The 24223-nt window shown below is 45.9% G+C and carries 25 protein-coding genes; 13 read left to right on the top strand and 12 right to left on the bottom strand.

The annotated features are described in order from the left end of the window. Positions 1 to 57: 57 nt before the first annotated feature. The 4 genes from EPO18_RS10850 to EPO18_RS10835 form a co-directional block, all read right to left on the bottom strand. Positions 58 to 1056 (bottom strand): hypothetical protein, encoded by a 999-nt coding sequence (locus tag EPO18_RS10850; RefSeq protein ID WP_292433388.1) that lies wholly within the window; start codon positions 1054 to 1056, stop codon positions 58 to 60. Positions 1057 to 1291: 235 nt separating this feature from the next. Then, positions 1292 to 1897 carry a helix-turn-helix domain-containing protein gene (locus EPO18_RS10845; protein WP_292433387.1) on the bottom strand — a complete coding sequence of 202 codons (606 nt, stop codon included), beginning with the start codon at positions 1895 to 1897 and terminating at the stop codon, positions 1292 to 1294. Then, entirely contained in the window at positions 1897 to 2205 is a 309-nt protein-coding gene (locus EPO18_RS10840) for a hypothetical protein (RefSeq protein ID WP_292433386.1), read from the bottom strand. The genes EPO18_RS10845 and EPO18_RS10840 overlap by 1 nt, the downstream gene beginning before the upstream one ends. After that, entirely contained in the window at positions 2202 to 2585 is a 384-nt protein-coding gene (locus EPO18_RS10835) for a hypothetical protein (RefSeq protein ID WP_292433385.1), read from the bottom strand. Before EPO18_RS10835 ends, EPO18_RS10840 begins: the two co-directional genes overlap by 4 nt. A 163-nt stretch (positions 2586 to 2748) precedes the next feature. Between EPO18_RS10835 and EPO18_RS10830 the strand changes: the two genes are divergently transcribed. Together EPO18_RS10830 and EPO18_RS10825 are read left to right on the top strand one after the other, a co-directional pair. After that, the gene (locus EPO18_RS10830; RefSeq protein WP_292433384.1) at positions 2749 to 3411 is read left to right on the top strand and encodes a recombinase family protein; all 663 of its coding nucleotides are present in this window, start codon (positions 2749 to 2751) and stop codon (positions 3409 to 3411) included. A gap of 80 nt (positions 3412 to 3491) precedes the next feature. Continuing rightward, positions 3492 to 3815, top strand: a complete 324-nt coding sequence (locus tag EPO18_RS10825) for a hypothetical protein (protein ID WP_292433383.1) — start codon at positions 3492 to 3494, stop codon at positions 3813 to 3815. A gap of 39 nt (positions 3816 to 3854) precedes the next feature. Here EPO18_RS10825 and EPO18_RS10820 read toward each other — a convergent pair whose 3' ends face one another. Continuing rightward, entirely contained in the window at positions 3855 to 5558 is a 1704-nt protein-coding gene (locus tag EPO18_RS10820) for a site-specific integrase (RefSeq protein ID WP_292433382.1), read from the bottom strand. A 331-nt stretch (positions 5559 to 5889) separates the two neighbouring features. On the opposite strand from EPO18_RS10820, the gene def reads away from it, so the two are divergent. The 11 genes from def to EPO18_RS10765 all read left to right on the top strand — a co-directional run bounded on the left by def (position 5890) and on the right by EPO18_RS10765 (position 16481). After that, a complete protein-coding gene (gene def / locus EPO18_RS10815) occupies positions 5890 to 6396 on the top strand; it encodes a peptide deformylase (RefSeq protein ID WP_292433381.1) in 507 nt (168 codons plus the stop codon). A 2-nt stretch (positions 6397 to 6398) separates the two neighbouring features. Then, on the top strand, positions 6399 to 7328 hold the full coding sequence (gene fmt, locus EPO18_RS10810; RefSeq protein WP_292433380.1) for a methionyl-tRNA formyltransferase: 930 nt from the start codon (positions 6399 to 6401) through the stop codon (positions 7326 to 7328). Between the two features lie 7 nt (positions 7329 to 7335). Beyond that, complete coding sequence (gene rsmB / locus EPO18_RS10805) at positions 7336 to 8622, top strand: 16S rRNA (cytosine(967)-C(5))-methyltransferase RsmB (RefSeq protein ID WP_292433379.1); 1287 nt, start codon at positions 7336 to 7338, stop codon at positions 8620 to 8622. Then, the gene (locus EPO18_RS10800) at positions 8600 to 9208 is read left to right on the top strand and encodes a DUF4390 domain-containing protein (RefSeq protein WP_292433378.1); all 609 of its coding nucleotides are present in this window, start codon (positions 8600 to 8602) and stop codon (positions 9206 to 9208) included. Before rsmB ends, EPO18_RS10800 begins: the two co-directional genes overlap by 23 nt. Further along, positions 9190 to 11388: a sensor histidine kinase gene (locus tag EPO18_RS10795; RefSeq protein WP_292433377.1), complete on the top strand. Its 2199-nt coding sequence runs from the start codon at positions 9190 to 9192 to the stop codon at positions 11386 to 11388. The genes EPO18_RS10800 and EPO18_RS10795 overlap by 19 nt, the downstream gene beginning before the upstream one ends. A 16-nt stretch (positions 11389 to 11404) precedes the next feature. Continuing rightward, on the top strand, positions 11405 to 12769 hold the full coding sequence (locus EPO18_RS10790; RefSeq protein WP_292433376.1) for a sigma-54-dependent transcriptional regulator: 1365 nt from the start codon (positions 11405 to 11407) through the stop codon (positions 12767 to 12769). Positions 12770 to 12910: 141 nt separating this feature from the next. Continuing rightward, positions 12911 to 13339 carry a 50S ribosomal protein L13 gene (gene rplM, locus EPO18_RS10785; RefSeq protein ID WP_292433375.1) on the top strand — a complete coding sequence of 143 codons (429 nt, stop codon included), beginning with the start codon at positions 12911 to 12913 and terminating at the stop codon, positions 13337 to 13339. A gap of 11 nt (positions 13340 to 13350) precedes the next feature. Beyond that, positions 13351 to 13743 carry a 30S ribosomal protein S9 gene (gene rpsI, locus EPO18_RS10780; protein ID WP_292433374.1) on the top strand — a complete coding sequence of 131 codons (393 nt, stop codon included), beginning with the start codon at positions 13351 to 13353 and terminating at the stop codon, positions 13741 to 13743. Positions 13744 to 13849: 106 nt separating this feature from the next. Further along, positions 13850 to 14581, top strand: a complete 732-nt coding sequence (locus EPO18_RS10775) for a glycosyltransferase family 2 protein (protein ID WP_292433373.1) — start codon at positions 13850 to 13852, stop codon at positions 14579 to 14581. Beyond that, positions 14574 to 14852, top strand: coding sequence for a lipid-A-disaccharide synthase N-terminal domain-containing protein (locus EPO18_RS10770; protein ID WP_292433372.1), 279 nt, complete (start codon positions 14574 to 14576; stop codon positions 14850 to 14852). Before EPO18_RS10775 ends, EPO18_RS10770 begins: the two co-directional genes overlap by 8 nt. A gap of 6 nt (positions 14853 to 14858) precedes the next feature. Beyond that, complete coding sequence (locus tag EPO18_RS10765) at positions 14859 to 16481, top strand: ArnT family glycosyltransferase (RefSeq protein WP_292433371.1); 1623 nt, start codon at positions 14859 to 14861, stop codon at positions 16479 to 16481. 97 nt (positions 16482 to 16578) lie between these two features. Here the strand turns inward: EPO18_RS10765 and EPO18_RS10760 are convergent, their stop codons facing one another. The 7 genes from EPO18_RS10760 to EPO18_RS10730 form a co-directional block, all read right to left on the bottom strand. Further along, the gene (locus EPO18_RS10760) at positions 16579 to 16764 is read right to left on the bottom strand and encodes a DUF6726 family protein (RefSeq protein ID WP_292433370.1); all 186 of its coding nucleotides are present in this window, start codon (positions 16762 to 16764) and stop codon (positions 16579 to 16581) included. Between the two features lie 186 nt (positions 16765 to 16950). Continuing rightward, entirely contained in the window at positions 16951 to 17964 is a 1014-nt protein-coding gene (locus EPO18_RS10755; protein WP_292433369.1) for a Gfo/Idh/MocA family protein, read from the bottom strand. Positions 17965 to 17987: 23 nt separating this feature from the next. After that, positions 17988 to 18248, bottom strand: a complete 261-nt coding sequence (locus EPO18_RS10750) for a DUF5062 family protein (RefSeq protein ID WP_292433368.1) — start codon at positions 18246 to 18248, stop codon at positions 17988 to 17990. A 181-nt stretch (positions 18249 to 18429) separates the two neighbouring features. Then, positions 18430 to 19131 (bottom strand): arginyltransferase, encoded by a 702-nt coding sequence (locus tag EPO18_RS10745; protein WP_292433367.1) that lies wholly within the window; start codon positions 19129 to 19131, stop codon positions 18430 to 18432. A gap of 65 nt (positions 19132 to 19196) precedes the next feature. Continuing rightward, positions 19197 to 21248 carry a transglutaminase-like domain-containing protein gene (locus tag EPO18_RS10740; RefSeq protein WP_292433366.1) on the bottom strand — a complete coding sequence of 684 codons (2052 nt, stop codon included), beginning with the start codon at positions 21246 to 21248 and terminating at the stop codon, positions 19197 to 19199. Positions 21249 to 21357: 109 nt separating this feature from the next. Continuing rightward, a complete protein-coding gene (locus EPO18_RS10735; protein WP_292433365.1) occupies positions 21358 to 22689 on the bottom strand; it encodes a DUF58 domain-containing protein in 1332 nt (443 codons plus the stop codon). Positions 22690 to 22692: 3 nt separating this feature from the next. Next, a complete protein-coding gene (locus EPO18_RS10730; RefSeq protein ID WP_292433364.1) occupies positions 22693 to 23649 on the bottom strand; it encodes an AAA family ATPase in 957 nt (318 codons plus the stop codon). Positions 23650 to 24223 lie beyond the last annotated feature (574 nt).

Below are 24223 nucleotides of genomic sequence, written 5' to 3'. Positions count from 1 at the left end.
CATAGCAAATGAAAGTCGAAGTAACCAAGCGCTTATCTTTTTTAAATAGCTTATTAATTAAGCACTTACTTGCTTTTCATAATTGAAGTTCATAAATACTTCTAAAGCCGCCTCATCCTCTGTGCTTAGCTTTGGTGATGACTTTGGCGTTAACAGGCCGTAAAGAGCCTCTGCTTGGCGTTTTGTGGCATTGTCAGCCGTCAGATTGGGTTGTCTGTTAAGAAACCACCTTGTAAACGAATAATACTTTAAACAGTATCCAGGCCAGTTTAAAGCCGCTGTTATTTCTGTAATGCCTCTTTGTTGCGCATAGGTTTTATGATCATCCATAACAAAAAGGCGTTCGCTAAAATCAGGGTGGCATTTTCCAATAGCCCTATGAAACGCTCTTGATATGGGTGTTTTTTGTTTACGCACAGATTCTTTCTCCGGTGGTGTTAAGAGAATGCCACCGTGCAGGTGCGGACGTTGCCGCCCCTTTATAGGGTTTCCAGTTACGGGAGCCAGCTCTACAACAAACCAGTATTGGGGAACTCTTGAAAGCTCTGATTTCATAGCTCTATCGATCTTGCGTTTTGTGTAGTCAATGAAGCCCTTTTTATGCCGAAGTGCTTTATTAACAAAGTCCGGTGTCAGATTGGCAGTGAATGGTATAAGTCGGCAGTCGCTTTGCTCTGCCTGATGTAACATAGCTAATTGATAGAATACTGCTTTAAGTCGATGTCTTGCGTTTCTCCATTCTGGCGCTTTGTTGTAATGTTGTGCTTGTCGTCTTGAGTCTTGAAGAAAGTAATTGCTAACTTGTATGTTGGAAGGTATAGATTGTATTAAATCTATTATACTAAAGCCCGCGCTTTCATTGCCCCTATGCAATAAGGCTGCAAGCCATGCCGAGTCTAGCGTTGCATCAATTCTAAGTTGATCAACAAAAGTTACTTTTTTGCGAGATTTTGTAATGGAACGCGTTACTTTTTTGCGGGATTTTGCAATTTTCTTAGTTGCATATAGGTCAAAGTAAGGCCACTCTGCACCGCGTGTTTCATGTTCGTTATTCATGTATAATTACTTCACTATCTGTAAGAGGATTAGTTAAAAAGAGCCGGTAGGGTTGGCAGACCTATTACCGGCTTTTGTTTATTTGTCTTGCTAGATTTTCGGTTGCATCTGGCCCAATTTTTTTGCTCACTCCTTTCTGGATTTTCAAATTGGTATCAGACGATGACTTTATTACCTTGCCATATACGCGTTTTTTTCTAAGACTACTGCCCCTCATCCCTAAGTCATCGGTGACTTATTCCATCTCTTCAATAATATTGTCGTCGTAATCAATGTCATCGGTTGGCGCGTCGTCGATTACTTCACCTGATAACAGCCGCTGTTCAATACGCATACGCTCAATGTCTTCTGCTGTTAGCTCAGATATAAATAACTCCGGTATTGTGTCCTGCTCAATCAGTTGATTATCGGCCTGTAGTGCTACTCTAGCGGCTTTCTGTGTTAGGGTTAAACTGGTAGCAAGGGCGGCGATAGCGCGGCACTTACAGTGTGCTGGCAAGGCTGCATCTGTCATCACCTGCTCAAGCGTCACTGCCATCGATTCCCTAAGCTGTGCAACGTGGCTTAGATCGTCAACGATTGATGACGCTATCGCCGCCTTAAGCTCACCTATAAAGCCGCTGTCGCTTAATAATTGCTGCCTTGCTTCATCTACCGCCGATAGTGATAACGTGCCTTTAACCGCGCCATGCTTTTTAAAATGGCGCGTTAAAGTAGCCGGGCTTATGCCGGTCTTGGTTGATATAGCGGCTAATGAATACCCGGCTTCTCTCAATACCAAACAGTTTTGTATTTCTGCCGGTGTCTTGATCGTGCGATTGGTTTTAACTGTGCCGGTCACTATGCCGCCGCTTTTAACAGTTTTGGCGCATAGTGCTTGTCGAACCACTCATCAAGAGTTTGACGGGCGAAGTATGGACGGTTGCTAATACGGACTGTTTCAATTACGCCGTATGCCGCTCGGTTGCCGCGTGGGTAGCCTTTAGCAATGGCGCTCATAGAGTATGGGTTTCTGACATTCTCATGTATCAAGCTCTGAAAGTTTGGGTGGGTGTCATCCAGGCCATTGCCGGTTATGAATTCCTCATACCGATTGTGGAGGTGATGAACAGCTTCTGATTTGTTTAAAAACGATGTTGATATAGTCATTGTTGCTTTTCCCATTCCATGAATTTAAGTTTTGCTTTTAATTGGATACTACCTAGCTCGTCACAATTTTCAGGCCAATCGTTGAGCTTTGGCGTTTTAAGATGTTGGTTTGAATCATCTTCGAGAAAATGCTTCAAAGCCATAAAAATCAGAATATTCAGCTTATCTGCTGATAGGTCACCGCCCCAGCTTATCTCCAGTTCTCTACAAGCGCGTAACTGTTTATTGTTAAGTAGAATCCCCATTGGGGTGTAGCCACTGTCTTGTGCTGCTTCAATAGAGAATGCCAGCCTTGCTCGCTCGCGCCGTTTTCGCTGTGCGGCAGTCAAAGCCGTCTCATTCAGCGGCTTAACCCCACGTTTCTTTTTTATTTCCTTCATATAGCACCATTAACCTTTTGTTTTAATGGTGCTTATCATATATCATTAAATTAGTGATGTCACGTGACGTCACAAATAAATTGCATTAAATATTTAGTGCTGTATCATCTTTGACTACATATTAAACGAACGTCTTGTAATGTAGTCAAAGAGGATTCAGGTTATGGCAAACGGTAAATTTATTGCTTACTATCGGGTAAGCACTCAAAAGCAGGGTCAATCCGGTTTAGGTTTGGACGCTCAAAAGCAAGCTGTGCTAAATCATTTAAACGGTGGGGATTGGGAATTGTTGGGCGATTTTGTGGAGGTTGAAACCGGCAAAGGTTCGGATGCTCTTGATCGCCGTCCGCAACTTAAGGCTGCTATCGATGCTTGCAAAAAGCAGGGGGCGACTTTGATTATCGCCAAGCTTGACCGGCTGGCGCGTAATGTTCACTTTATTAGTGGGTTATTAGAAACCGGCGTTGATTTCGTTTGTGCGGATATGCCACAAGCTAACAAAGTGATGCTGCAAATGTATTCTGTAATGGCTGAATGGGAGCGTGATCAAATCAGTGTGCGGACAAAGGCCGCTCTTGCTGCCGCTAAAGCGCGTGGTGTTGTATTAGGGGCTGCTGGTGCTGCAAACCTGAAACCGAACATTGAAGCACGCCAGCAAACCGCTGATAACTTTGCCGGTAAACTGAAAGGTGTTATTGATGGAATGGTAGCTCGCGGATTATCTCAGCGTGGAATGATTGCTGAACTGAATCAGCTTGGCATTAAAACTGCTCGCGGTGGCGCGTGGTCACTGGTTCAGTTGCAGCGGGTTATGAGTCGATTTTAATCGGTGCTATTTGAAAAGAGGTAATGCTGTTGATTTGTAAGGTTATGCTGATTTTAGTGTAAGGATATTCTTACATTGCTATGAGCTACACTCACCTTGAGCCAGTGGGTGCTCTCTATCTAACCTATAAAATTAAAAATATGAAAAAGAACACAGGAAAAATCGTATTAGTTGTGGGCGTTATATTGATGACCGGATGCGCTCAAACAATATACGTCAAGCCCGGTGCTACTCCGGCACAGTTAGCTAAGGATAACGCCGACTGTCAATACGATGTGGTAAAGAATACCCCCACCTACGATGGGGTGAGTGATCCTATTGCGGCTGGTATTGCGATGCACGAAAGAAAACAAGCGATTCTGGAAGCTTGTTACGCTTCTAAAGGGTATAGAGCTAAAAGATAGTAGTGATATTTTATGATAAACCCATGCCATGACAGAATGTTATGGCGCGGCTTTAAAAGGATGATGGGTCAAGCCATAATCAATTTTGTTAATCACCTCAACCAGCGGCGCTATATCCGCATCTCTATGTCCGCCTGTGCGATAAGTTGACTTTCCCATTGTTCCAATAGAATGCCCGCTAAAAGCCGCAACAATATCTCTGTCGATATGAAGATTTGAAAGGCAAGTATCTTGTGTATGCTTAAATGAATGAAATACTACGTTGCTATCAGTTACGCCCGCATTACTGCTGTATTCACCCCACCATTGAGATTCCGCTCCGAAAGATTCTTTACCGTATTTACCCTGATTACGTTTTGATGTTGGGAATAATTCGACCTCCCCTTTATCTTTCAAGGCTTGAACGTATTCTATGAACCCGAGATTCAGCAAAACTTTGTGGATCGGAATAAGTCTTGATCTGTGATCGTTTTTAAAGCGAACGTCATCATCTATAGCGCACTTTTCCAACTCTTCATTGAAATCTATAATCCAATGCTCTGAACCGTCAAAGGCTTTATGAAGCCGAATATCGCTTAAGTGGAGTTGGCATAACTCCGATATAGCCGAACCGGTATAAAGCCCCAATAATGGCAACCAATACTTAAGGTTCGCATCAATTCCACGCTTTGAATTAAAACCTTTTACGTAATTTTCTCTCGCGGGGTTATCGTCATCAAATAATATTTTCAATTCTTGATGTGTAAAGGCGCGTCTGTTTGACTTCATATTGATACGCTTAGTTGAGTTATCAAAAGCCTGAATTGCATCTTGCAGTTCATAGACTCGCTTCTCTGTTCGTATCCACTCTAAGAATGCACGTGCTGTTTTAATGTCCATCGCAACCGCGCTGGGTTTTCTGGATTTAAACCTGGATGTGTCAATACTGTCATCCAGTATGGTTTCGATTGTTATACCTGCAAATTCCGATTGGTGGAACCTGTGCTCAAAGTTTTTGGGTATCGAATGGGCAATTTGAATGTATCGCTTCGCATCATCCCAGCTAAAGGCTGCCGCCGCTTTATCGCAATATTTGATAAATGTTGCTTTTAACAGTCCAACTTTTTTTGTTACTGTGGTTGGTGAGTTCCATCCGTCAATTGTTCTCGGCAAGGTTTGAAATTTAGTGTAGTCATCAAGATATTCCGATAACTTTTTCGGGTTAATGGATTTGGCTGGTGTTGCGGATTGACTGTGTGCCAATGCCGCAAGTTGAGCTTGATGTAATTCTACTTCGCGCCTTTCTCTTTGGGTGCGTTCCTCAGCACGTTCTGCCCTTTCCTCTTCGCGCTTGGCTTCTGCTCTAAGCTGGTTTAATAGGTGTTCCCGATGAGGTTTGTTATCTTCCTCCAAAGTGTTGATGGGAACTTTACCAGTTATGATCTTTTCTTCACCGTTGGGCAAAATGGCCTTTGTTTTACCCTCTAAATATCGCTCAAATTCGATATTTTGATGTTTTAGGCTTTCTAGTAACCGCGCCCTTTCTGCTGTTTCATCAGGGGTTTCTGTAAGTTGGTCTATAAGGTTTTCAATTTCCACTCGATATACCCGCGCTCTTTTAATGGCAAGCTTCCGGCTGTCAGTTTGCAGTGATCGCCGTATTTCTTTTCTGTTTTTAAAATGTGATTGTAAGTGCTTTGGGATAATAAAACGGGCGTAATAAGTTCCGTGCCGATTTTTGCACATGTAGGCTATACCAGCCATATTTGCACCCTCTTGATGTGTCAGGGTTACGTAACCCTAAAGTGTGACACCGCAAGAGCGAAAGCCTGAAAGCCTTAATAACTATGGAGTTTCTAAATTTTCCCGAATCAGATAGAATTCCAGTATTCGTAACTATTTGGCGTACGCTAATTATGATTAATGGGACACGGATGCCACCGATTAAACGGATAAACAGTGATTAAAAAGCACAAAACAGCCTTGGCTTCATTTTTTAAAAATCCGTCTAATCCGTCCGCTCCGTGGCATTCTTATTTCATTTTTCTATGTACTGACTAGTTACCAGTATTTAATTATTATAGTGGAGAGTTTGTTGAGTATTCTATCTATTCTCGAGTTTCCGGATGAACGGTTGCGCAAGAAAGCTGCAATCGTGAAAACGGTCGATGATAAAATCAAAAAATTGGTCGATGACATGCTTGAAACCATGTATGAGTCTCATGGTGTAGGATTGGCCGCTACTCAGGTCAATGTGCATCAGCGAGTAATTGTCATTGATGTCAGCGAGGAAAAAAATGCCCCGTTATGTTTAATCAATCCTGAAATCATAGAAAAAGACGGTGTTAAAGAGTCCGAAGAGGGTTGTCTTTCAGTACCCGGTTTTTTTGAAAAAGTGACCAGGGCTGAACATATTATAGTGAAGGCGCTCGACAGGGAGGGGGAGCCTTTTGAGCTCAGCGCGAGGGATTTGTTGTGCGTATGTGTTCAGCATGAGCTGGATCATTTGGAAGGGAAGTTGTTCGTCGATTATATTTCACCGTTAAAGCGGCAGCGAATTAAGAAAAAATTGGAAAAAATTCATAAAATGGAAGCCAGTTGAGCATGAAGATCATTTTTGCCGGAACACCCGAATTTGCGGTGCCTTGTCTACAGATGTTGCTGGATTCGGAACACGAAGTTTGTGCGGTTTATACTCAGCCCGACCGTCCTGCCGGTAGGGGGCGCAAGTTACAGCCAAGTCCGGTCAAGGAACTGGCCTTAGCTGCCGGCATTCCTGTTTTTCAGCCGCTTACGCTGAAGACCGATGAGGATTTGCAGCGAATCAGCGCATTCAATGCCGATTTGATGGTGGTGGTCGCTTACGGCATGATCTTAACGCAAACCGTTCTGGATGTGCCCAAATTGGGCTGCATCAATGTACATGCTTCATTATTGCCTCGCTGGCGCGGAGCTGCCCCCATTCAAAGAGCGTTGATGGCGGGCGATGAAAAAACCGGTGTGACCATTATGCAAATAGTGCGCAAACTGGATGCCGGCGACATGCTGCATAAGGAAGAATACATAATCGGCGAGACCGATACGGCCAGCGATTTGCTTGATAAATTGGCTGTGTTGGGCGCAATAGGCTTATCTAAGGTGTTGGCGCAAATGGAAGCCGGAACTGTTCATGCTGAACAACAGGATGAAGCTTTGGTGACCTATGCCGAAAAGCTGGAAAAAAGCGAAGCGGTTATCGACTGGACGCAACCGGCAGCGGATATTGCTCGAAAAGTCAGAGGATTAAACGCATGGCCGGTTGCTCAGACGCTTTATCAAGGCAATGTATTGCGCATTTGGCAAGCTGTGGCGGTGAATGATGACTCGTCCTGGCAAATGGAGCCCGGCGTGGTGCGCAGTGCTGATAAAAATATGGATGTGGCAACCGGGAAAGGCTTTTTAAGATTGCTAGAAGTACAGCTTCCCGGCGGAAAACGCATGCCTGTTCAGGCTTTTTTAAGTGCTCACGACGTTAACGGGGTCAAATTAGGTTGAATACTCAGTGAATACACGATTAGTTGCAGCCCGGGTACTGTCCAGGGTTTTGCAAGACGGACAGTCCTTAACTGTGGCACTGGATAATGCATTTCTGACCATAGACTCGGTTAAAGAACGGGCTTTTATTCAAGCGCTATGCTACGGTGTTTGCAGGCAATTTCATCGGCTGGATTTTATTTTAACTCAATTGCTGGATAAACCGTTAAAAGATACAGATGTTAAAGCGCTGGCGTTGGTGGGCTTGTACCAGCTTAAGTTTATGCGAGTAAAACCCCATGCCGCGGTATCCGAAACGGTCCTGGCGGCACGCAAAAAACCGTGGGCCAAATCGCTGATTAATGCGGTACTTAGAACCTATTTGCGCGAACAGGAAGAGTTGGAACATAAAGCCGATAAATTTCCAGTAGCAGCGCTTAGTCATCCTGACTGGTTGATCAAGCAGATTGAGCAGGATTGGCCTGAGCAGGCGCTAAAGATATTGTTGGCGAACAATCAGCAGCCGCCTATGGTGTTGCGAGTTAATCTCTCGAAAACCAGTCGCGAAGACTATCTGCAATTGTTAACTGAACAGGACATAGCGGCTCAAACCGTCAGCTTTTGCCCGTCGGCGATCATGTTGGATAAGCCGGTGCCGGTAGATTTGCTGCCCGGTTTTGCCGATGGATCGGTATCCGTTCAGGATACTGCCGCGCAATTGGCGGCCGGATTGTTGGATGTCCAGCCGGGGCATCGGGTGTTGGATGTGTGCGCCGCGCCTGGCGGTAAAACTGCGCATATACTCGAAAGCCAGCCGCAGTTGAAAGAGCTGGTCGCCGTCGATATAGACGAATCCAGAATGCAACGGGTCGGCGAAAATTTACAGCGTTTAAAGTTGCAAGCCAAGCTGGTCGTTGGCGACGCAACGAACCCGCAAAATTGGTGGGACGGCAAGCCGTTTGATCGGATCTTGCTGGACGCGCCGTGTTCGGCCTTGGGCGTTATCCGTCGTCACCCCGATATTAAATTATTGCGTAGAGCCGAAGACATCGGGCAGTTACAAGCTTTGCAAAAGACTATCATGCAAGCCGTTTGGCCTCTGTTAGCGCCCGGAGGGCTAATGGTTTATGCAACCTGTTCTATTTTAAAGCAGGAAAACGAGCAACAGGTTAAAGCTTTTTTAGCCGAACACAGCAATGCGGTCGAGCTATCTATAGATGCCGACTGGGGAACTTCCGGAGCATGCGGTCGCCAGATTCTTACCGGTGAATCGGCAATGGACGGGTTTTATTATGCGCTTATCAGTAAGCAATAAATTAGCACTTTGCCGGTCGCTATTATATTGTCTTTTTGTCTGGCTGTTGCCCGCTTTAAGTTATGCCGACACGCCCGTCCTGAGTGCAGCCGAAGGGTTTGGCGTGGAAGTGAAAAATGCCGAGATCACTTTGAAAGGAGATAACTATATGTTGTCTGCCGATATAGATTATCAACTCAGTGCGCGGGCAATGGAGGCGCTGCAAAGTGGGGTGCCTTTGTTTTGGGATATTCACATCAAGACCATACAGCGTCGCGATTTTTTATGGGATAAAACGCTGATTAATGCCGCTATACGTTACCGTATTCAGTACCATGCATTGCTGAACATGTATCGGGTCAGGAACGAGAGTAGCGGTGCGACCTATAATTTTTCTACATTATCTGCGGCGTTCGATTTGATGTCGGCGATATATGATTTTCCTGTGATGTATAGGGCGCGTTATAAGCAGGGGGAGCGTTACGCAGTTGAAATAAAAGTAACGCTCGATCGGGATGCCTTGCCCTTGCCGTTACGCCCGGTTGCGTATACTAATCCTCAATGGTATTTATCCAGTGATTGGACATTATGGCCTTTGACAAAATAAAACCCCCTATCAGTTTGTCTATATTGATTCTGTTCGGCTTGATTCTGCTGCTGTTGCAGCTGATGAGTTCGGCAACGCAGGAATCTTCGGAACTGAGTGCGATGTATTCATGGCTGCTGTTGGTCAACGCGTTGGGATCGGTGGTCTTGCTGGGTTTGGTCGGCGCCAATATTTACTCTCTGGCGAGGCAGTTAAAAAAGCGCGAAGCGGGTTCCAGGTTAACCACGCGTATGGTGTCGCTGTTTGTGGTGCTGGCTTTAGCGCCAGCGGCTATTGTGTTTTATTTTTCGATGCAGTTTCTGCACCAGGGCATCGATAGCTGGTTTAATGTAGAAATAGACCGGGCGATGGAAGACGCGTTGGAACTCAGTCAGGCATCATTAGACCAAAGGATGCGCTGGCATTTGCGGCAAACTCAGCAATTGACCGGAAAGCTGGTGGATGTGCCCGAAACATTGGCGACGCTGGAAATGGAAAACCTGCGCGAACTCTCGGGAGCAGCCGAGATGACCTTGTTCTCCCGGCAGGGCAGGATTATTGCTTCAAGCAGCATCAATCCCGGCGATATATTGCCGAGTTTGCCGGATGAGCATAGCTGGTTGCAGTTACGGCAGAACTCCGAATTTGTCGCTTTGGCGCCGGCGCGCGAAGATGAATTGATGATCAGGGTTATCGTTACCGTTAAGGCTAAGGAGCCGCAATTTTTACAGGCTTTATACCCGGTTCCGGTAAGAATTGCCGATTTGGCCGACTCGGTGGAATTTGCCTTCGTGCGTTATCGGGAAATGCATTTTTTGAGGCATTCATTAAAATTGAGTTTCTCTCTGGCGTTATCTCTGGTCTTGCTGATGAGTTTGCTGGCGGCCATCTGGGTGGCCTTTATCAGCATCCGTAATATTATCGCCCCGGTAAAGGCGCTGGTTAAAGGAACGCAAGCTGTGGCTTCCGGACATTATGACCAAGAACTGCCGGTTATTGCCCAGGATGATTTGGGTTTTTTGGTCGAGTCATTCAATGAGATGACGCATCGTATTGCCAGAGCCAGCGATGAAACCCGAATGGCCGGTATAGAAGTAGAAAATCAACGTGCTTATCTAGAAACGATACTGGCGAATTTAACAGCCGGGGTCATCAGTTTCGACGTGACGCATAAGATACGTACGGCGAACCAGGCGGCTTACCGGATTTTTCATATTCATGTGAATCAGTTTGTCGGACGAACTTTATTGGAGTTGGTTGAGAATTACGCAGAATTGGCGGAACCGTTAAAATCCATTCAGCGCTTATTAGAGCAAGCCGACGATATATGGCAGCAGCGGATTGCTTTCTTAGGCCCCAACGGTCGGCAGGAATTGTTGTGCAGAGGCACGTCGCTGTTTTCTCAGGAAGGGCAACGGGTTGGAGCGGTGGTGGTTTTTGATGATGTGACCGACCTGATTCAGGCGCAAAAAAATGCGGCTTGGGGAGAAGTAGCCAGAAGGCTGGCGCATGAAATCAAAAATCCGTTAACGCCCATCCAGTTGTCGGCAGAACGTTTGCAGCACAAGCTGGCCGACAAGCTGACTACCGGTGATGCGGATATGTTGCAACGCTCGACCACAACCATTGTGCAGCAGGTTGAGGCGATGAAAGAAATGGTGGATGATTTTTCGGAATACGCCAAACCTTCCAAAAAGCAGACCGTAGATATTGATTTACCCGCTTTGGTTCAGGAGGTGTTGGCGCTTTATGTGTTAAAGTCGGGCGTTAAATTTAAACTCGATTATGATGCCGGTTTGTTGATGATTAAGGGCGATCCGGTTAGTATCAGACAGGTACTGCATAACTTGATAAAAAATGCTTTGGAAGCAATAGGTGCCAAAGGTTTAATCGAAATAAGCCTGCACCGGGTGCAAAAAAATAATACCGATTTTATTGAAATAGCGCTTTATGATGACGGGCCGGGTATTAAAGACGAGCAAATCGAGCAAATCTTTGAACCCTACGTGACTACCAAGGCTAAAGGTACGGGATTAGGCTTGGCAATAGTCAAAAAAATAATTGAAGAACATGGCGGTGCAATATGGGTCGATACCAGCCGTCGACCGCCAGGAATGGCGGAAGTGTCGCAATCGGCAGGGAATCGATGCGACAAAGTGGGAGCCGGGTTTATCATTCAGCTTCCGGCGTGTAATTTTTGAGGTGCCGTAAAAAATTATGAATGCATATATGCAGCATGTATTGATTGTAGACGATGAGCCGGATATTCGCCGGTTGGTCTGCGAAATTCTTGAGGATGAAGGCTACCAAGTCGCTACGGCGGAGAATGCCGCTGCTGCCAGGGAATTAAAAAAGTCCACAGCGCCTGATTTGATCCTGCTTGATATTTGGATGCCGGATACCGACGGCATTACCTTATTGAAAGAATGGGTTGCGGAAGAAGCAATGCTTTGCCCGGTGGTGATGATGTCGGGACACGGTTCTGTTGAAGCCGCTGTTGAAGCGACCCGGTTGGGAGCTTACGATTTTCTTGAAAAGCCGTTGTCTTTGGCAAAATTATTGCTGATCGTAGAAAGAGCCTTGGAAGCCAGTAGCCTGCAAATAGAAAATGCGGGGCTTAAGCAGCAGTTGGCCGCCGATATTGAACCGGTTGGCAGGAGCGCTACCGTTGCCAGAATCAAGGACCAACTAAAGCGCTTGGCTCAGCATGATGCCAGGGTGTTATTTGTCGGTGAAGCAGGCGTGGGTAAGGAAATGTATGCTCGATATTTACATAATAACAGTGCGCATCGGGACGGCCCCTTTGTGGATGTGGCGGTAGGCAGCATATCGCCGGAAAACTCGGCGGTGGAGTTTTTCGGCAAAGAAGATGGAGGCAAGGTTTATCCGGGGCTGTTGGAGCGGGCGCATAAAGGAACATTGTTCTTAGGCGAAATCGGCGGCATGGACAAAGAGACCCAGCTAAGGCTGCTTGGCGCCCTGGAGTCGAGTTCATTTTTGCGAGTAGGCGGTAGCGAGGCGGTTCGTGTCGATGTCCGGGTAGTGGCGTCGACTCGCATTGCGTTGGATGAAGAGGTTAAGGCCGGACGTTTTCGGCAGGACTTATATTATCTGCTTAATGAGGTCTCGCTCGATATTCAATCGCTTCGGGAGCATAGTGAGGATGTGCCGGCGTTACTGAGTTTTTATGTCGATTATTTTGTCAGTCAGGATAGATTGCCTTTTCGAAGATTTTCTATGGCGGCACAAAACTTTTTACGCAATTATAGTTGGCGCGGCAACGTGCGGGAATTGAAAAACCTAGTGCAACGCTTGATGATTTTGGGGGCAGGGGAAGATATAGAGTTGGATGAAGTGAAAGCGGCGATGGGTCCTTCGGTGATTGGAGATACTGTTACGTCCCATGCGGTGCCTGAGTTTTTTAATCTGCCGTTAAAAGAAGCCAGGGATCATTTTGAGAAGGCTTATCTGGAATATCATTTTGAAAGAACCGGCGGCAGCGTTGCAAAGCTGTCAGCCGCAGTAGGTATGGAGCGGACTCATCTTTACCGTAAGTTACATTCATTGAATATTAAATTGTAGGCAAAAGGCGAATGGATGCGGTTTTTCTGTCTTTTGTACTGCGTCTTTTATTCGAATCATAAATAAACTTGAAACATTTAATATTTCTTAGTAGAATTTCGCTCTTTATATTTGAGCCTTTAACAGAAAGCCTAAGCAACGATGAAAACATTTAGTGCAAAGCCAGCAGAAGTTAAGCGTGATTGGTACGTGGTCGATGCAGAAGGAAAGACGCTAGGTCGTCTTGCTTCTGAAATTGCGCTTCGTCTTCGCGGTAAACATAAACCAGAATATACACCGCACGTTGATACCGGTGATTACATTATTGTAGTAAATGCAGAGAAAATAGGCGTTACCGGCAATAAAGAAAATGATAAATTGTATCAACGCCATACAGGTTATATCGGCAATCTTAAAACCGTTAGCCTGGGTAAATTAAGAAAAACTTTCCCTGATCGTATTCTTACTACAGCGGTGAAAGGAATGTTACCTAACAATCCTTTAGGTCGTGCAATGTTCAAGAAATTGAAGGTTTATGCCGGTCCTGAACACGATCATCAGGCTCAACAGCCACAAGTATTAGACTTATAAGCGGGTAGATTATGGCAGCAGCTCAGTATTACGGAACAGGTCGTCGTAAGTGTGCAATAGCGCGCGTTTACGCAACAACAGGTACCGGAAAAATTACTATCAACACAAAAACTATCGAACAATATTTTGGCCGTAAAACCGATCAGATGGTTTCCCGTCAACCACTGGGTTGTGTCGACATGGAAGGCAAATTCGATATTAATGTAATCGTTAAAGGCGGTGGGCCATCCGGTCAAGCCGGCGCGATTCGTCATGGACTGACTCGTGCGTTGATGGCCTATGATGAAGCCTTGCGTCCAGCTCTTAGAAAAGCCGGTTTTGTTACCCGCGATTCACGTATTGTAGAACGTAAAAAAGTGGGCTTACACAAAGCCAGAAAACGTCCTCAGTACTCGAAACGTTAATCGATTACTCTTATATGCGGTAACTCTTGCTACGCATGTAAAAATAAAAGGGCTGCATTCGTAGGATGTGGCCCTTTTTTATGGATATTTAAAAGGGGAAGAGGCAGTGAAAATTTCGATTATTGTGCCTGTTTATAATGAAGCCGATAACATCATCTCTTTAATTGACGAGATCGTTACGGCTATGAGCCAGGCCGAAGCCTATGAAATTATCTATGTCGATGACGGCAGTAATGACGATACAGCGGCAATTTTAAAGCAAGCGCAACAAAATGTTAAAGCGCTGAGAGTGATTCGGCATCAGCAAAGCTGTGGACAAAGCGCCGCCATTTATACAGGCATAAAGGCTGCAAGCTATCCCTGTATTGCAACGCTGGATGGCGATGGACAAAATGATCCTGCCGATATTCCCCGAATGTACCAGGTATTGATGCAGCAAAGAAAGACTACCAGTAATTTGTCGATGGTGGCCGGATGGAGAAATAAACGCCATGATTCCGCCTGGCGGCTGTTTTCATCAAAAGTAGCCAATTCTGTTCGCTCCACCTTATTAGGCGATAATACGCCTGATACCGGTTGCGGTTTAAAAGTGTTTTTAAGGGATGAGTTTCTGGGTTTGCCGTATTTCGACCATATGCATCGCTTTTTACCTGCGTTAATTTTAAGAGCGGGTGGACAGGTGATTTCCGAACCTGTTAATCACCGAGCTAGAGCGCATGGTTATTCTAAATACGGCACCTTAGACCGGCTGTGGGTAGGAATTACCGATATATTAGGTGTGATATGGTTACAGAAACGGGCAAAACTGTCAGAGGTAAAAGAAATTGAACGTGGATAAAGAAACAATTTGGCTGATTATAGGTTTTCTGGGGCAGGGGTTATTTTCAGCTCGATTTATCGTGCAATGGATTAAAAGTGAGCGTGAGAAAAAAAGCGTATTTCCTATCGCTTTTTGGTATTTCAGTATCGGCGGTGGCGTTACCTTGCTGGCTTATGCGGTTTATCGGCAAGATCCGGTTTTTATTGTAGGGCAACTGACCGGACTGTTTATTTATTTTCGAAACCTGTATTTTGTGGTTCACGAGCGTAAAAACTTAAATCTTGAATAACTTCTCATGTATCAATTGCTGTCTGGCAGGCTTTGGATTTTTTTCCTTTGGGGCGTTTTAGTTACCGTTAGTCTTTATATTCGGCCGTTATTTCCTATCGATGAAACCCGGTATGCAGCTGTTGCATGGGAAATGTGGCTTAGAAACGATTTTCTCGTTCCCTATTTAAATGGGGAGACCTACAGTCATAAACCCCCGTTGTTATTCTGGTTGATGCAACTAAGTTGGTGGATGCTTGGGGTTAACGATTGGTCGTTACGCCTGATTTCACCGCTTTTTTCGCTGGCGACATTGTATTTATCGGGCGCAGTGGCTTCTACTTTATGGCCTGAACGCAAACAGGTCGAAACGCTTACGCCGTTACTGTTGTTGGGATCGTTTTTCTGGATGATCTACAGCACGTTGACAATGTTCGATATGATGCTGGCGTTTTTCGCGTTGCTGGGCATTTACAGCCTGTTAAAACTTGTCGGCTCGGGCTTGTCTTTAAAATACTGGACGCTGTTAGGGATAGCCATAGGCGGCGGTGTTCTTAGCAAAGGCCCGGTGATCTTGTTGCATATTTTGCCTGTCGCGCTGTTGGCGCCCTGGTGGCTGAAAACATCCGATTTCCGCTGGAAGCATTGGTATTTAGGCTTGATTGCCGCCATTTTAATCGGGGCTGCCATCGCCTTATGCTGGGCAATACCGGCCGGGATTGCCGGTGGTGAGGTGTATAGAAAAGCGATTTTTCTCGGGCAGACCAGCGGACGGTTAGTCCAGTCTTTTGCGCACCGGTTGCCATGGTGGTGGTATTTAGAAATTTTACCATTATTGTTGTTACCGTGGCTGCTTTGGAAGCCTCTATGGATTGGATTATATAAATTCCCGCATCAAGATTTGGGCATCCGTTTTTGCTTGGCTTGGGCGATACCTGTTTTTGTCGCATTTTCGCTGGTCAGCGGTAAGCGCATCCATTACTTATTACCTTTGGTTCCGGCCTTGGGCTTGATATTGGCAAGAGTCATAGATGAGATAACCGAACCAGAGCGCTGGCAGCGAGCCCACATTGTTGTGATGACGGTTTTCGGATTGCTGGGTGTGGCATTAATGTTGTTGCCTTGGTTCAATGATGCTTATCATTGGCGGACTGAATTATCGTTAATCTCGCCTATGTGGGGAGGTCTGCTGACTATTAGTGCAGTGGTTTTGGGCGTAAACAAGGCAAAGCGGGCTCAGGATTCGGTTCTTTATGTTTGCATAGCTTCGATTATCGCAAGCATAACGATTTCAAGCGGTTTTTTTGAAGTTAAAGCCGACCGCTACGATACCAAGCCAGCCGCTCAGGCGATTGCCGCTTTAATGGATGAAAACAGAGCGATTGCTTATTACGGCAGCAAATATCACGGTCAATATCATTTTGCCGGGCGTCTTAAACAGCCAATTGACGCCATATCAAATTTTACCGATTTATATAATTGGGCCGAGCATCATCAGTCCGGTTATATCATAGTGACCTATCAAGATGCCGAGGCCTTGCCTCTGCCGCTAATCAGTAGCCGTTATCCTTTCAAAGGCCAAAACATAGGTTTTCTTTCCTGCCAGGCACTGTTGGCCAATCCTGGGCTTAGTGCTGTTTTGAAACCGTAGATTATTTTATTAGGTTTTCGCTTAAGCACGTATGGTTGGGTTGCCTGCTTTCCGGCAACCCACTGATATTGCAAAAAATCATCAAAGTATTCAGCATTTAAATGGGAATATCATCCACGCCATCAGCCGCTTTATCGATGGCATCATGAGCAGTATTGCCAACTCCCGGCACGATTGATACAACCGCTCCGCCTAAACGCATGGGTACGGAAGCAATTTTTGTTAATACGCACCCTTGTAAAATAATGGTTGTGACTAATAAAAATACAATTTTTAATTTCATTTTTAACCCTTTTTGGTAAATATTTAGTAGGCATATCTGATAAAGTCTTCCGTACAATAAACTAATGACTTATAAATTACCATGCGCAACATTTTATTAGCAGTCAAACATCTTCGTACTTGTTCTGCAATGGCAAGCTTTCCAAACGAGTGAAAAATCAAATCGATATGGCCCTCAGGTATTGGTCTAGCCCAGCTTGATCCGTTGCCCAGTCGCTGCAGATTGCAAGGCAGCAACGATGATTTGGCAATTGGCTTTTGCATCGTCCAGCGACAGCGCGGGGGCATTGCCGTTTAATATGCAATCGCTGAAATGCTCGATTTCCAGCCGGAAGTGACTGGCTGCAAGCAGCCGTTCTTCAACTGGCTCACCCGCTTCGGTCCACCATGAAATCACCGGTATATCGCCGGGCATACACCAGACGTTATGGCATTTAATGCCGCCTAAGGTGCCGATGATTTCGTATTCACAGCGCCTTGCGCGTTCAAAGCTGAAATCGAAATGCGCGTATTTTCCGTCACCGAAATCGATAATGCCGCTGGTCGCAATATCGGCGCCGCTTTCGATATATTTGGCTATGGCTGTAACGGAGGCAGCGGGCTCGTCGAAAAACATCCGCGCCGAATGAATCGCATAACAACCGATATCCCACATTGCGCCGCCGCCGTTTTCGACGCTTTCCGCTAAGCGATATAAGCGCGCAGGCCGCATCATGAAAGAATAACTGGATCGCACCGACCTGATTTCGCCAACTACTCCCGAGTTAATCAATTCCTGCACTCTTGCATGCTGCGGGTGGAAACGGTACATAAAGCCTTCCATAACAGTAACTTTATGCCGATGTGCGGCGGCTTGAATGGCTTCTATGTCAGCTACAGTCAGCGCCATAGGCTTTTCGCACAGTACGTGTTTGCCATGTTCGATGGCGCGGAGCGTCCACTCGGCGTGTTCGTGATTGGCAAGCGGCAGGTATACGGCATCGACTTCCGGATCGTCGAGTAACGCTTCAAGGTTGTCATAGGTGCGTACCCGCTGCTGGTCCGGCGCATATTGGTTCAGCGTTTGCGCCGCAGCGCCGGGGCGACGACTGGCTATCGCAACCAGCTCGGAATTGGACGCTTCGATAATGGCAGGCATCAGACGCTCGTTGATACGGGCCGCGCCTAAAATACCCCAGCGAAGTTTTGTTTTGATAGTCATGAGCTTTACCTTGAATAAATGGATTATTTCAACAGAGGATGATCTTTCGGCAATTGCCGCGCTATCCATAACGCTAACTTATGTTTCATATTAATCCCGTTTTCCTGATCAATCGCCAGCGGCTGAATGAGCTGGTCATTGACCAGCAGGCGGTAAAGGCATTCAACCTTATCCTTTGCCGAATCTGTCGAGGAAAATCCTGAGTAACCGCGATTTTTCGCGTAATTTTCAGCAACCTCGATAGCTTTTTTTAGCAGCTGGGGCTCATTTTTTAGCTTAGTCATTGATGTTCATCCTTCTTCAATATTATTGCTAGGTAAAATTAAGTAGCTGTTATTTTTTTGGAAATTTAGTAAATAGCCGAATGCTAGCGTCTGTGCCGGGTTATCTGTCCCGACCTACCGATTTCATCATAACCAACTCATCAGTAATTGCAAAGAGAGTCTGACTGCGATGCGGTATTTCTTATTTTTTTAAAAAGTCCCACTGTTGGTCAATAAAGCCATGCAGAGGTTGGTATTGGTCTTTGTAGTTCATTTTTGGGCAATCGGCAATCCAAAAACCCAGATACAGCCATTCCAAGCCTTGTTTTTGCGCATAGTATATTTGCCAAAGCACCGCATAAACGCCGGGGCTGTAGCTTGAAAACTTGGGGTCAAAGAAGGTATAAACGGCGGACAGGCCGTCATCAACGCAGTCTACAATTGCCACAGCGGCAATTTCATCGGCAACGAAAAATTCTATAAATCGGGTGTCGCACCATGAACTGCCTAAAAATCTGATGTATTCGTCGGGGCTGGATTTTGCCATATTGCCTTCGGCATGGCGGTGATTTTGGTAGCGCAGATAAAGATCGTAATGGGCTTGTTCAAAGACTGCGGGTTTGATTATTGCTGCGGTTTGCTGATTTTTTTGCAAGCAACGCTTTTGGTTACGGTTGGGTTTAAATTGTGCAACGGGCAAGCGTACCGGAACGCATTGCGAACATTGCGCACAATGAGGGCGATAAACTTCATCTCCGCTACGCCTGAAACCATGGGCAATAAGCTGCGAGTAAATAGCGGTATTAAGTCCAAACGAGGGAGCAACAAATGCGGATTGTGCCAGCTCTCGTTCCAAATAGCTGCAAGGATGCGGGGCGGTAACTAGTAAAGGAACAGAGGCCATAAAATGCTGTTATAAGTTCAAGATATATTTAGTTTAAGGTACATAGAGTGTGCCCAACAATAGTGTTAGTGCTTGGCTGCATTGTTTCGGAAATCATCCGCCCACCCTGTTGCTTGGTGTTGTAACAATTGTCTTTGTTCGATGGAGAGTCCCATAGGGTCAAAACGCAACTGATAATGCAGTTTATAAAGCCGATTTAACATCGGTATTTGCAAACGTTCGACCCATTGCTGAATGCTTTCGTTATAGTGCCGTGCCTGAGCGGTATTTTGCAAGCATTGCTCGATAAGATAAAACTCGGAATCCAGTCCCTGATAATCGGGCTTAGGTTCGACTGTTTTTGCAGTTTGTACACTCCGACATGGTTTTTTCTTTGTGGAATAAATTCGCCACGCTAAATAAATCGCCAACAATAAGGCGGCAAGCAGCCCCAATTCGGCGTTCTGTTGTTGGGTTTGTTGAAGTTGCCATTGCCTAAAATGAAATAGGTAATTAGACCATCCATCGACAAGCGGCTGCCACAGGCCGGCATGTTCTTTTTCCATATCTAGCCATTGCGACGGTGTGGAATCGACTGCCTGCCAAACGCCGTTAATATAGGCAATCGCCCAAGCATGAGCATGGCGGCGGCGAACAATATATAAACCTTGCCGACTGTCATATTCATCGACAGCGTAGCCGTTGGCCAAACGTGCGGGTATTCCCGCCTGCCTGAGTAATAATACGGTGGCGGCGGCAAAATATTCGCAATGGCCGGCTTTGCGTTTAAGCATGAATTCCTTTAGCGCCATATCGGCATCGGTTTCTGCGCCTAGATAAAGGCTGTAAAAAAAATTATTCTGAAAATACGTTTTGATGCGTTCGGCGACGGCTTCGGGGCGTTGCCCTGCCAGTTTTAATTCGCCGCTAAACTGTTGCAGCCAATCGAGATGCTGCTTCGGGATTTGCAGATCATATTTGCCGGCCATGCCGACTCGTTGACCGGAATAAAACACCTGATAACGGGCGAACCTTGGCGGCAGGCTCGCTTTTACCGAGCCCAGTTCGGTATATTGCAGATAAGCATTATCAAGTCCTGTTATTTTTACCGTGCCGTCCGGCAATGCCAATACAGCTTCCCGGTTAAGCTGTTGCAGGATCTCCAGCCGTTTCAGTTCGCGGTTTTCGACTGGAGATATTAAGCTTTCAGCCGTAAATACACGCTTGGAAGCCGTCCAGCTGTGTTCCAAATAAATATCGTAACTGGCTTGATGCAGCAGTAGCGGATTATCGGCTTTTACTCGGAATTCGATTTTGTCGGATAACTTTAATTCACCTATATCGCCGATAGAGGTTTGGCTTTTAAAGGGGTCGGTTTGCCAGCCGCTTAGCCATTTAACCGATTGTTCTTCGACTAATGCGTTTAACTGACTTAAACCGTGATAACCGAAATGGCTCACAACAACAGCCAAACCGATACTTAACAACCAAAGCAGTACCGGGCTATGTTTGGGCCTGACCGACCAGAGAATGCCGGTGAACAGCGTTACGGCAATAATAAAATAAGCGGGTGTTTGCACATTGGCAGCCCCCGCGCTCAATACAGTCAATGCCGCATAAGGTTGTATAAAATCGATCTCTCTCAGCAGCCGGACCACTGTAGATTCTCTATTATAAAGCGCTGTATAAGGCAGATTAAAGTCAGTCTCTTGAGGTTGTTCGGCCTGTTGCTTACGCAACGAATAAAATAAGGCAGCTAAAGGCAGTTTTTGATTGCTGCTGAATAACTGTGCAAATAACGCAGGAGCAAACAAAACCGGGAACCATTTTAACAGTACAAAAATGGGCTGGCTGGAAGGCTGTAAAATATACACATCGATTAACAGCAGTATCACCAGCAGGGCGGATAAATCGGCGCAACGATTAAACTGATGCGGGCTTATCTGCCAACGCCACGAGCCGTATTGGCTGACGGCAACTGTAAATAATAGTGCAAAAGCCGCCGGCCATGTTTCAGACAGCCAGCCCCACGACAATAAACCGAAGCTTAAAAATAGCAAGTCTCTGTTCATCCTGAAAACCGCAGTTTGTCCACGAAAAGCACGAAATAAATCAGTATATTCCGTTGAATTAGCCATTCATTTTTTGAGGGCGTGCCTCCAGCCTCCATGTGGTCGACAGTTTGGTATCGCTTTGAAAATTTTCGTGCTTTTTGTGCTTTTCGTGGATGAAATAATTTTTCTAAGCTCATAAAGCCGCCAGTTGTTCAGCCAGATGATGATAATCCAGTAGATAAAAATGCTCCGGTTTATTGGCGCATTGTTGTCCGGTTAATGAACCGTCATGCAATAAAAAAACCGCAACGGGCAAATCGTGAGCTAGAAGTTGTTTGATAAAGTCCTGCCGGGCTTCATCCCAATGCATCAGCACGCAAACCAAGCTGCTGCATAATCCGGCGCGGGCCAACACAGCCTGCTGTAGCCGGGCAAACGAACCTTCGGAAGTGGATTGAACCGCTGCCAGAATCTCCTGCAAATGCAATAACTGGTCAACGCCGCGCCCAGCGGTAAAACAATAAGTTTGCAGGCCGACAAACATTAAATCCAGCAAGGCTTCGTTTTGCCGCTCGTCGATTGCAATCGAAGCGGCAACCGACACTGCCGCTTCAAATTGTTCAGCCGCGGCATCGCCAACGAAAGTATCCAGCAATAACGCGCGTCTGACAAAATACTCATCCTGATATTCTTTAACGATCAGCTTGCCGTGCTTGGCAAAACTTTTCCAGTGTATGCTGTTTAGCGGATCGCTACGCTGATAATCCCGTAGCGACATGAATTCGCTGGAATTACCGACTGAATTTGCCAGCGATACTCCGCCTGCCTGATATTTGCGTTTCCCAGGCAGTGTTAACGGTTTTGTCGGATATTGTTTGGGTAGCACCAGACAGCTTTGATGTGCTTTCAGCACGATTAAGCGCCGGAACAAGCCCAGCAAGTCCGGTTTAGCCAGATAGCTGTCGGCAAAGATTATGGAGCCGCGCCGGGTAGGGGTAAAGCTGATTTTTATCTGTAGCGGCGCCTGTTGCAAATCAGGCAAGACTGTTTCGGCAATCACGCCGCCGCGTTGGTACGCCAGATAGCGGAGCCAGCGTCGAAAGCTTACGCCTTGTTTAAACCACGGCTGTTTATTCAATTGGTAAAAACTTTTCAACTGAGCATGGTTGGGCAAGGTCTCAGCCAGCTGTTCGCACAAGGCCAGACGGTCATAAGTTCTAGTCGTTAAATTAGTCAGCGTAACGCTGTAACGCAGCGGCTCGCCGACCATGCCGTAACGCGGCAATTGGCGGGTTAATGTCACTTTAAGACGATTAAACCGGCTGTTCAGCCATGAAAAAATCAGCAATACCAATAAAAATACAAATAGCTGATAGGTGGTGCTTTGCTTGGTATTCACGCCGAACACCGCAGCGGCGATCATAAACGCGACGACCAGATGTCCGGTAAAGGTAAAATTCCGCCGCATCCAGTTATCGAAATGATAAACCTTGCGATATTGCCTGAGCGCAAAACCTTGCCACATCGTCTAGCTCGGTATCGGGAGGCTGTCGACTATTTCCTGCACTAACGTAGTCGCTTCAATGCCGGAGAACTTGCTTTGCGAGTCCACGTTAAGACGATGCGAAATTACCGGGACGGCGAGTTCTCTAATTACATCGGGAGTCACAAATTCAAAGCCGTCCAGTAATGCCAAGGCTTGGGCTGTTCTCATCAGTGTTAATGAGGCTCTCGGGCTCGCGCCCAGCTTGATTTCCGGCTTGCTGCGAGTGGCCGCGACAAGGGCGACAATGTAGTGCTTAAGCTCCTCGCTGATCCGCACTTGCTTAACTTGGGCTTGCAAAAACTGCATCTCGTCCAGCGTAATACAGGCTTTTAACGCATCCAAAGGGTGCTGTCTGCCTTGAGAGTTTAAGATAGCCACTTCCTGAGCATTGGAAACATAACCCAAGCTGAATTTCATCGCAAAGCGGTCCAACTGCGCTTCCGGCAATGGATAAGTGCCGTGAAATTCAATCGGGTTTTGAGTAGCGATAACAAAAAAAGGCGAGGGCAGCAGTCTGACTTGGCGTTCGATACTGACCTGGCTTTCCGCCATGGCTTCCAGTAAAGCCGATTGGGTTCTGGGCGATGCGCGGTTAATTTCGTCCGCCAGCAGAATGTGGCAAAAAACCGGTCCCTGTTCAAAGCGAAAACTTTGTTTTTGCGGGTCGAAAATCGAGATGCCTATGATGTCGGACGGCAGCAAGTCGGGCGTAAATTGAATGCGCTGAAACTGCGCGTCGCAGGAAACCGCAAGCGCTTTAGCCAACGTGGTTTTGCCGGTGCCCGGAACATCCTCCAGCAATACATGCCCACCCGTACTGAACGCCGCCAGCAGCCACTGCAAGCTGCGCTGCTGCCCAAACATCACTTGTTCTATATTGATGTTAAGCCTTTTCAAGATAGCGTGTGCTTGTGCAAAAGGTGGCGACAGAATAGTCATAGTGCAAATCACTCGATTGTTGAATTTAGAGGAGGGAAATAACGGCAAAATTCAGCTCGTTTATCTGCCGCAACGGAGGTTGAATTTTGTGTTAGACAGTATAAAGAAAGCAGCTCGGTTGATAAAGGATTCAAGCATTAATTGCGGTTATAAAGGATTTGATAGCTGTAACCGGTAAAATGATATTTATAAAATAAAAAGGTAGATGATTTACATAGAGTGGCACGTAAGAACAAGGCAATAAAAATGTATTTATATAGAAAAAACCTATCGCTGTATAGAATGTCAATATTATACAAATGCTTATATTTCAATATATGCTTATAAATATTTTATAGAACAATATGAGTAAACTATGAAAGCGATAAGCTGGAATAAAGCCGCTTTAATGGTTTCAGATTTCGAAAGCCTGCTCACCGTTCTCCCAAACTAATCTGATAAAATTACTCAGCATTAACTCAATCAGCGGTTTAGTTGCTGTGATCGATAAGGGATAATACACGCTGAATATTCAGTGCAATTATTAAAAGCTAAGGATATTAACTTGTCTGCTACATGATTTTTAATCAATTGA

Source organism: Methylobacter sp. (assembly GCF_004322395.1).
In the GTDB taxonomy this organism is placed as follows: domain Bacteria; phylum Pseudomonadota; class Gammaproteobacteria; order Methylococcales; family Methylomonadaceae; genus Methylobacter_A.
The sequence above is the reverse complement of the archived record's forward strand: the minus strand, read 5'-3'. Positions and strand labels throughout refer to the sequence as shown.

Coding starts and splice junctions, on each gene's coding strand:
- EPO18_RS10850 (WP_292433388.1), bottom strand. CDS start 1,056: ATGAATAACGAACATGAAACACGCGGTGCAGAGTGGCCTTACTTTGAC.
- EPO18_RS10840 (WP_292433386.1), bottom strand. CDS start 2,205: ATGACTATATCAACATCGTTTTTAAACAAATCAGAAGCTGTTCATCAC.
- EPO18_RS10835 (WP_292433385.1), bottom strand. CDS start 2,585: ATGAAGGAAATAAAAAAGAAACGTGGGGTTAAGCCGCTGAATGAGACG.
- EPO18_RS10830 (WP_292433384.1), top strand. CDS start 2,749: ATGGCAAACGGTAAATTTATTGCTTACTATCGGGTAAGCACTCAAAAG.
- EPO18_RS10825 (WP_292433383.1), top strand. CDS start 3,492: ATGAGCTACACTCACCTTGAGCCAGTGGGTGCTCTCTATCTAACCTAT.
- EPO18_RS10820 (WP_292433382.1), bottom strand. CDS start 5,558: ATGGCTGGTATAGCCTACATGTGCAAAAATCGGCACGGAACTTATTAC.
- fmt (WP_292433380.1), top strand. CDS start 6,399: ATGAAGATCATTTTTGCCGGAACACCCGAATTTGCGGTGCCTTGTCTA.
- EPO18_RS10800 (WP_292433378.1), top strand. CDS start 8,600: ATGCGCTTATCAGTAAGCAATAAATTAGCACTTTGCCGGTCGCTATTA.
- EPO18_RS10795 (WP_292433377.1), top strand. CDS start 9,190: ATGGCCTTTGACAAAATAAAACCCCCTATCAGTTTGTCTATATTGATT.
- EPO18_RS10790 (WP_292433376.1), top strand. CDS start 11,405: ATGAATGCATATATGCAGCATGTATTGATTGTAGACGATGAGCCGGAT.
- rplM (WP_292433375.1), top strand. CDS start 12,911: ATGAAAACATTTAGTGCAAAGCCAGCAGAAGTTAAGCGTGATTGGTAC.
- rpsI (WP_292433374.1), top strand. CDS start 13,351: ATGGCAGCAGCTCAGTATTACGGAACAGGTCGTCGTAAGTGTGCAATA.
- EPO18_RS10765 (WP_292433371.1), top strand. CDS start 14,859: ATGTATCAATTGCTGTCTGGCAGGCTTTGGATTTTTTTCCTTTGGGGC.
- EPO18_RS10760 (WP_292433370.1), bottom strand. CDS start 16,764: ATGAAATTAAAAATTGTATTTTTATTAGTCACAACCATTATTTTACAA.
- EPO18_RS10755 (WP_292433369.1), bottom strand. CDS start 17,964: ATGACTATCAAAACAAAACTTCGCTGGGGTATTTTAGGCGCGGCCCGT.
- EPO18_RS10750 (WP_292433368.1), bottom strand. CDS start 18,248: ATGACTAAGCTAAAAAATGAGCCCCAGCTGCTAAAAAAAGCTATCGAG.
- EPO18_RS10745 (WP_292433367.1), bottom strand. CDS start 19,131: ATGGCCTCTGTTCCTTTACTAGTTACCGCCCCGCATCCTTGCAGCTAT.
- EPO18_RS10740 (WP_292433366.1), bottom strand. CDS start 21,248: ATGGCTAATTCAACGGAATATACTGATTTATTTCGTGCTTTTCGTGGA.
- EPO18_RS10735 (WP_292433365.1), bottom strand. CDS start 22,689: ATGTGGCAAGGTTTTGCGCTCAGGCAATATCGCAAGGTTTATCATTTC.
- EPO18_RS10730 (WP_292433364.1), bottom strand. CDS start 23,649: ATGACTATTCTGTCGCCACCTTTTGCACAAGCACACGCTATCTTGAAA.